Below are 7,834 nucleotides of genomic sequence, written 5' to 3'. Positions count from 1 at the left end.
CACATTGTCCAAATGCGTCCGCATTGAAGAACTTTTAATCAACTAAATAGCAATTGATTTATAGGAGATATTATGAATCCAAAAGCTTTAAAATCACTTGAATACTACAAGATCATCGACCAACTGACAGAGAAGGCTTCTTCCCAGATGGGGAAAGACCTGTGCAGGCACCTCCTGCCCTCTGAAGATGTTTACGAAATCCGTCATATGCAGACCCAGACCAGAGACGCCCTCACACGCCTTTTCCAGAAAGGAAACATCTCCTTTGGAAGCGTAAAAGACGTGCGCGGCTCACTGAAACGTCTGGAAATCGGAAGTTCCCTTGGAATTTCCGAACTCCTTGCCATTGCCGGACTTCTGGAAAATACCAACCGTGTCAAAGCCTACTCCCGAAATGAGCGCGGAGATGCAAGAGAAGACTCTCTGGACGGCATGTTTGAGAGTTTGGAGCCATTGACTCCCCTCTCAGCCGAAATCCGCCGCTGCATCATTTCCCAGGACGAAATCAGTGACGACGCCAGTGCCGGTCTGATGCATGTACGCCGCAGCATGAAAGTTGCCAATGACCGCATCCACACCCAGCTGGCCTCTCTGGTAAACGGCAGCGCCCGTAATTACCTTCAGGACTCCGTTATCACCATGCGAAACGGCCGCTACTGTATCCCGGTAAAAGCCGAATACAAAGGTCAGGTTCCAGGTATGATCCACGACCAGTCTTCCACCGGCTCCACTTTATTCATTGAGCCTCTGGCGATTGTCAAACTAAACAACGACATCCGCGAGCTGGAGCTTCAAGAACAGAAAGAGATTGAGGCAGTTCTCGCTGCCTTAAGTGAACAGACAGCCCAGAATGTGGACGCCATTCGCGCAGACCTTGACATTATGATCCAGCTGGATTTCATTTTTGCCAGAGCAGGACTTGCACTGGATATGAATGCCACAGAACCCATTTTCAATACAGAGAAACGCATTCACCTGAAACAGGCACGCCACCCGCTCATTCCCAGAAAAAAAGCCGTTCCCATTGACATCCGTCTTGGAGAAGACTTCGACCTCCTTGTTGTAACCGGACCAAATACTGGTGGTAAAACCGTTTCCCTTAAGACAGTTGGACTTCTGACCCTGATGGGACAGGCGGGACTTCACATTCCAGCCCTGGACCGCTCCGAGCTTTCTGTTTTCCGTGAGGTTTACGCAGATATCGGGGACGAGCAGAGCATCGAGCAGTCTCTCAGTACCTTTTCCTCACATATGACCAACGTAGTGTCTTTCCTGAAAAAAGCAGATCAGGACTCTCTGGTGCTTTTTGATGAGCTTGGCGCTGGTACCGACCCGACAGAAGGAGCGGCACTTGCCATCTCCATTTTGTCCTTCCTGCATGAACAAGGCATCCGCACTATGGCAACCACCCATTACAGTGAACTGAAAGTTTACGCCCTGTCCACTGACGGCGTTGAAAATGCCTGCTGTGAGTTTAATGTGGAAACCCTGCGTCCTACTTACCGCCTGCTCATCGGTGTTCCTGGAAAGAGTAATGCCTTTGCGATTTCTTCCAAACTTGGACTTCCGGACTTTATCATTGAGCGCGCCAAAGATCAGATCAGCCAGAAGGACGAGTCCTTCGAGGATGTACTTACCTCCCTGGAAAACAGCCGCGTGATCATCGAAAATGAGCGTCAGGAAGCAGAGCGTTACAAAACCCAGATTGCTTCCTTGAAACAGGAGTTAGAGTCCAAGCAGGAGAAGCTGGACGAACGTAAAGAGCGGATCTTGCGCGAAGCCAACGAAGAAGCCCGTAAGATTCTTGCAGATGCTAAGGAATACGCAGATCAGACCATGAAAATGTTCCACAAATTCCAGAAAGATCACGTGGACACTGCTGCCATTGAAAAAGAACGCCAGAATCTTAGAAACCGCATGAACAAAGCCGAAAAGGGCATGTCCATGAACACCACCGTAAAGAAACCGAAAAAAGAGCTGAAGCCTAAGGATCTTTCCCTTGGAGACACCGTTCAGGTACTGAGCATGAATCTGAAAGGAACTGTCAGCAGTCATCCCGATTCCAAAGGCTTTCTTTTTGTACAGATGGGTATCATCCGTTCCAAAGTTCATATTTCTGACCTGGAGCTTGTTGACGAACCAGTTATCAACACTCCTGGACTTTCCAGAACAGGAGCAGGCAAGATCCGCATGTCCAAGTCTACCAGTGTTTCCACTGAAATTAATCTTCTTGGAAAAACTGTAGATGAGGCTGTGGCAGAACTGGATAAATATCTGGATGACGCTTATCTGGCACACTTAAAGAGCGTGCGTATCGTACATGGTAAAGGTACCGGTGCCCTTCGAAAAGGAGTACACAATTATCTCCGCCGCCAGAAGCATGTGGCTGATTTCCACCTGGCTGAATTTGGCGAAGGAGATGCTGGTGTTACCATTGTAGAATTTAAGAAATAACTATATTTTATAAGGAGAAACTATGGTTGCTAAACAGAAAATCCTCATTGTCGATGATGACAACAATATTGCAGAGCTGATTTCTCTGTATCTTACCAAAGAATGTTTCGAAACCAAAATTGTAAACGATGGCGAGCTGGCTTTAAAAGAATTCCAGACTTTTCGCCCGAACCTGATTCTTCTGGATCTGATGCTTCCAGGTATTGACGGCTATCAGGTCTGCCGTGAGATCCGCCACACCTCAGACGTGCCGATCATTATGCTTTCCGCAAAAGGAGAAACCTTTGACAAGGTACTTGGCCTGGAGCTTGGCGCCGACGACTACATTATCAAGCCTTTTGATTCAAAAGAACTGGTTGCCCGTGTCCGTGCAGTTCTACGCCGTTTCCAGCCCAAACAGGCTGCAGTTGTAAGTGATGAGAAATGTGCCACTTATCCGGATCTTATTGTCAACCTTACCAACTATTCCGTTACTTATATGGGAAAACAGGTAGACATGCCGCCTAAGGAGCTGGAGCTTCTCTATTTCCTTGCTTCCTCACCCAATCAGGTATTCACCAGAGAGCAGCTTCTGGACCACATCTGGGGCTACGAATATATTGGCGATACCAGAACTGTAGACGTTCACATTAAACGTCTGCGCGAAAAAATCAAAGATCATCCGAACTGGTCTATTTCTACAGTCTGGGGAATCGGATACAAGTTTGAGGTAAAAAGCGAATGAGAAAAACGGTTCACAGCAAACTGATCTGCAGTTACATTTTCATTGGAATTGTAGGCTTCCTTTTCGCTACAGCAGGTGGCTCTCATTTCGTGGAAACCTATCTGGAAGAAGAAGTTGGCGCAAGGCTGTATGACAGTGCTGTACGATTTGCTTCTGATGCTGTCACTGTACAGCAGGTTGCAGACAATGATAGCAAAGGACTGGAAAAGATTATGGATATTCTGGCTTCCGGAGAGGAAGCCGGGATACTGATCCTGGATAAAAATTTCCATGTGATCGTGCAGTCCTCAAATCTGGAATATAACGTCAGTTCTGCGAAATCCACTGCCGATTCTGAAGTTCAGACTTCAGAAACAGATAAAATCCCAGAGAATGGAACATCCTCTGAAAAATTCTCTGCTGCAAACACAATTTCCATCCCCTATTCTGATCTGGACTTCTGGCTTAATACCCAATATCAGATCAGTAATTTTTATGGCTATTTTTCCAGTCCCCATCTTAATGTGATGATATCGGTGGAAAATTCCGGTGTAACAGAAGGCTATGTTACCTACCATTATGACATGCAGCAGCTTTATCAGAAACGAAGCGGTCTTCTTGGAATTCTTCAGATGGTTTTTTTTGCCGTGTATGCCTTGTGCGGACTGCTCCTTCTCTGCTATCAGAAATGGATCCATACTCCAATGCAACAGATCATCAAGGGGGCTTCCGAATATGCCAACGGAGATCTGAGTTATCGCATTCCAGTGAAATCCGAGGACGAAATGGGCTATCTTGCCAAAACCCTGAACTACATGGCAGACAGGATCAACCAGAACGGAGAATACCAGCGCACCTTTATTGCCAATGTTTCCCACGATTTCCGCTCTCCTCTGACTTCCATCAAAGGATATGTGGAGGCAATTCTGGATGGCACCATCCCCCCGGAATTGCAGGACAAATATTTAAATATCATTTCCCATGAAGCTGACCGTCTGGAAAAACTGACGCGGAGCCTTCTGGTGCTGAATGATCTGGATGAACGGAAACGGATGATGAATATCCGCAAATTTGATATTAATGATGTGATCAAAAATACTGCCAATACGTTTGAGGTAATCTGTTCCAAAAAGAATATTGACCTGGAACTGCTGCTTTCCGGAAGAGAGCTGTTCGTAGAGGCAGATATGGAACAGATCCAGCAGGTACTGTACAATTTATTGGACAATGCAATCAAATTCAGTAATGACAATTCCTCGATCAACATTGAAACATCCGTAAAAAATGATAAGGTTTTCGTTTCTGTGAAGGATCACGGAGTAGGAATCCCCAAGGACAGCCTGTCCAAGGTGTGGGACAGATTTTACAAGACAGATACCTCCCGCGGAAAAGACCGGAAAGGTACAGGACTTGGGCTTTCTATTGTGAAAGAGATCATCAAAGCTCATAATCAGAATATTAATGTGATCAGCACGGAAGGTGTTGGAACAGAATTCATTTTTACTTTAAAGAAAGCAAAATAAATTATTCAGCAATTCTTTTTATAAAAAACGAAGACCTGGAGCGTGTTTGAAAAAAGCTCCAGGTCTTTTACTATTTCCAGTCATACTTGCGCAGATGCCCCTCCAGTTTCAGATGGGCAAAGTCATGCTGACGAAAGGCTTCATAAAGAATAATGGCAACCGAATTACTCAAATTCAGAGATCTTGTTTCTCCCAGCATGGGAATCCTTACGCAGGTCTCCTGATTGTCACGGAGAATCTCCTCCGGGATTCCGGCACTCTCCTTGCCAAACATGATAAAGCAGTCGTCCTCATACTTCACATCCGCATAAGTCTGAGGTGCTTTCGTAGTCGCATAATAAATCTTCGCTCCAGGATTTCTCTCCAGAAAATCTTCATAATCCAGATAAGTAGTTACATCCAGATCTTTCCAGTAGTCCATTCCGGCACGTTTCAGTGCTTTCTCACTTAATGAAAATCCCAACGGCTCGATCAGATGGAGCCTGGTTCCTGTAGCCACGCAGGTACGTCCTATATTTCCTGTGTTCGCCGGAATCTCCGGCTCATGAAGTACAATGTTTAATGTTCCCATAGTTTTTATACTCTCCTGTAATTACAGCAGTTTTATTTCGATTTTAAGGCAATATCTTATATATCTCGTCTTTAGCCGGCCGCTCCAGATACCTGCCATTCCCATTGTAGTAAAGCATTCTGTCATTTCCAGCATTCGTCTGTCCAATCACAGCAGCCATCATGCCCATTCTGCGAAGCTCCTGCACCAATGCTTCTCCTGCCGGAATACCGATCAGAACAGCCCCTTCCGAATTCAGCTTATAAGGATTAATGTCAAAGATTTCACAAATTTCAATTGTCTCCTGGCGTATGGGTACCTTGGAAAAATCCATTTCCAGTCCCACCTGGGAAGCCTCCGCCATCTTCCACAGAGCACTCAGAAAACCACCCTCACCCATTGCATAAAAAGCGGTAGCGCCAGCCTCTTTTACATTTATCTCATCCGCAGTCCCGTAAAGGGTTCTCAGATTCTCTGCCTCCCGTAAAAAACCTTCTGAAAAATGCTCTCTTAAAATCTCATGTTTTTCCCTTGCAATCTGCGCTGTGCCGTAAAGAGCAATGGCTCCAGCCACCACCAGTTCGTTTCCAGGCGTAAGAAGCCCGCTGATTTCAGCCTGCAGTGCTTCCATAGCCGCTTTTCCAAGCCTCATTTTCTCTTTTCCCTACAGAAGAAGAGAGAGGACAGCAGGAACTACCATTGCCAGAACAAGAATAACAGCAATGATCGCAGTTACAAGTTTTCTTTTCTTTGGATCAAACATTCCCATAATTTTTAACCTCTCATAACCATCCGGCACTTTACAGACTACAAATATACGCCATGTCAATACGGCCAGCCGAACAGTTACACCCTTTCTTTATTATATCTGAATTTCCTTCACTGCCGCATTATGAAGCAGTGGATCCCGGTTTTCATAGTCAAACAGCAATATTTTTCCATCCCGGAACACCTCAATATGCGCTGTCTTGGGCACCTTTTCCTGGCGCCTGTACTCCCAGACTGCTTTCTCATAGGGCTTCTGGTCATACTCAAAGGATGGATGGCTTTTCAGGTTTTCGCGAAGATACAGGTCGTAGATCATGCTGTCTGCCACCTTTTCCCAGGTCGCAGTTTCCATTCCTCTGCAATCTTCCGCAGCTTTTCCCGCAGGATTCTCCACCTCAGGATCCTGATTTCCAGATTTTCCTGCGGATTTTTCTTCCAGTTCTTCCTTCACAAACTCCAGCAGGATCTCATATCTGCGCATTCTGGAATGGGAAATCTCTGAATAACCTTTTTTCTCATAAAACTGTCCCAGCTTCTCATACAATGTGAAAGCATCCTCAAACAAAGGCTCCACACAGGCGATGGTATTCTGAAACTGTCCACTATTATAGTACAGTTCCACCATACTTTCCACCATTTTCAGCTTCAAAATGTCTTCATATGGCAGCCATCTGGTTCCCAGTACCTCATATGGCTCCAGTTCTTTATGCACAATGCCATATTCTTCTGTCATCTCTTTCATATGAGAGCCCTTCAGAACCTTCAGAAATCCAAGCTGAAGCTGCTGGGGACGAAGTGCATAAACATCATTGAAGGACCGGTGAAAGCTGTCATAATCCTCATAAGGAAGACCAGCGATCAGATCCAGATGCTGGTGAATATTCTTAAAACTATGGATGCGGTTTACAATCCCTGCCAGCTTCGGAAAATCCATAGTCCTGTGGATAGCACGAATAGTGTCCGGATTTGTGGACTGTACACCGATTTCCAGCTGGATCAGCCCCGGACGCATGGTGCTCATCAGTTCCAGTTCATTTTCCCTCAACAGATCTGCGGAAATCTCAAAGTGGAAATTGGTAATTCCATTATCATGATCTTTTATGTACTGCCAGATGGTCATTGCATGATCGTGCTTACAATTAAAGGTTCTGTCCACAAATTTCACCTGTGGCACTTTATGATCCAGGAAAAACTGAAGTTCTTTCTTTACCAGTTCCAGGTCGCGAAAACGCAGTTTCTTGTCCACAGATGACAGACAATAGCTACATGAAAAAGGACAGCCCCGGCTGCTCTCATAATAAATAATACGATTTTCAAAATCCTTCAGATCTTCATAAGCAAAAGGTACCCTGCTTAAATCCATGATCTGCCGCCATCCGTTATTCTGAATTGTACCGTCCGGTTTACAGTACACAAGTCCGGTGGTTTTCTCCAGAGAAGGACTTCCATTCATATAGTGCTTCACCAGTTCCAGGAAGGTCTCCTCTCCTTCTCCAACCATTACACCATCAAATGCCGGGTTCTTTTTCAGAAATTCCTCTGCATCATACGATACCTCCGGGCCTCCCGCCCAGAAAGGAACATCCGGCAGGATCTTTCTCAGATCCTGCATCAGTTCCCGCACAAAAGTAATATTCCAGATATAGCAGGATATGCAGATCACATCCGGATGACATCTGTAAATATCCTTCAGAATGTCATCCTTCTGCTGATTGATGGTGTATTCCCGAAGTACAACATTGCTGTCATATTCTTTTGCGCAGGCTTTCAGGTTAAAGACAGCCAGATTGGAATGTATATATTTTGCATTACATGCTGCAAGTAATATCTTCATCG

Annotated in this window: 6 protein-coding genes; 3 read left to right on the top strand and 3 right to left on the bottom strand. The window is 45.4% G+C overall.

The features are described from left to right. The first annotated feature begins 72 nt into the window (after nt 1–72). Genes LIZ66_RS14355 through LIZ66_RS14345 form a run of 3 tightly spaced genes read left to right on the top strand, consistent with a single transcriptional unit; the run spans nt 73 to nt 4,680 of the window. Nucleotides 73–2,454, top strand: coding sequence for an endonuclease MutS2 (locus tag LIZ66_RS14355; RefSeq protein ID WP_227200951.1), 2,382 nt, complete (start codon nt 73–75; stop codon nt 2,452–2,454). A 22-nt stretch (nt 2,455–2,476) separates the two neighbouring features. Further along, nucleotides 2,477–3,178 (top strand): response regulator transcription factor, encoded by a 702-nt coding sequence (locus LIZ66_RS14350; RefSeq protein ID WP_118582333.1) that lies wholly within the window; start codon nt 2,477–2,479, stop codon nt 3,176–3,178. Continuing rightward, entirely contained in the window at nt 3,175–4,680 is a 1,506-nt protein-coding gene (locus LIZ66_RS14345; RefSeq protein WP_173771763.1) for a sensor histidine kinase, read from the top strand. The genes LIZ66_RS14350 and LIZ66_RS14345 overlap by 4 nt, the downstream gene beginning before the upstream one ends. A gap of 70 nt (nt 4,681–4,750) precedes the next feature. On the opposite strand, the gene LIZ66_RS14340 is transcribed toward LIZ66_RS14345, so the two are convergent. From LIZ66_RS14340 to LIZ66_RS14330, 3 genes are all read right to left on the bottom strand, one after another. After that, on the bottom strand, nt 4,751–5,251 hold the full coding sequence (locus tag LIZ66_RS14340) for a tRNA (cytidine(34)-2'-O)-methyltransferase (protein ID WP_173716891.1): 501 nt from the start codon (nt 5,249–5,251) through the stop codon (nt 4,751–4,753). A gap of 43 nt (nt 5,252–5,294) precedes the next feature. Continuing rightward, a complete protein-coding gene (locus tag LIZ66_RS14335; protein ID WP_173735093.1) occupies nt 5,295–5,882 on the bottom strand; it encodes an AIR synthase-related protein in 588 nt (195 codons plus the stop codon). 210 nt (nt 5,883–6,092) lie between these two features. Continuing rightward, a complete protein-coding gene (locus LIZ66_RS14330; RefSeq protein WP_173716893.1) occupies nt 6,093–7,832 on the bottom strand; it encodes a B12-binding domain-containing radical SAM protein in 1,740 nt (579 codons plus the stop codon). Nucleotides 7,833–7,834 lie beyond the last annotated feature (2 nt).

Origin of the sequence: Blautia faecis (genome assembly GCF_020554845.1) — a bacterium.
GTDB lineage: Bacteria > Bacillota > Clostridia > Lachnospirales > Lachnospiraceae > Blautia_A > Blautia_A faecis.
This window is presented reverse-complemented; position numbering and strand designations above follow the sequence as displayed.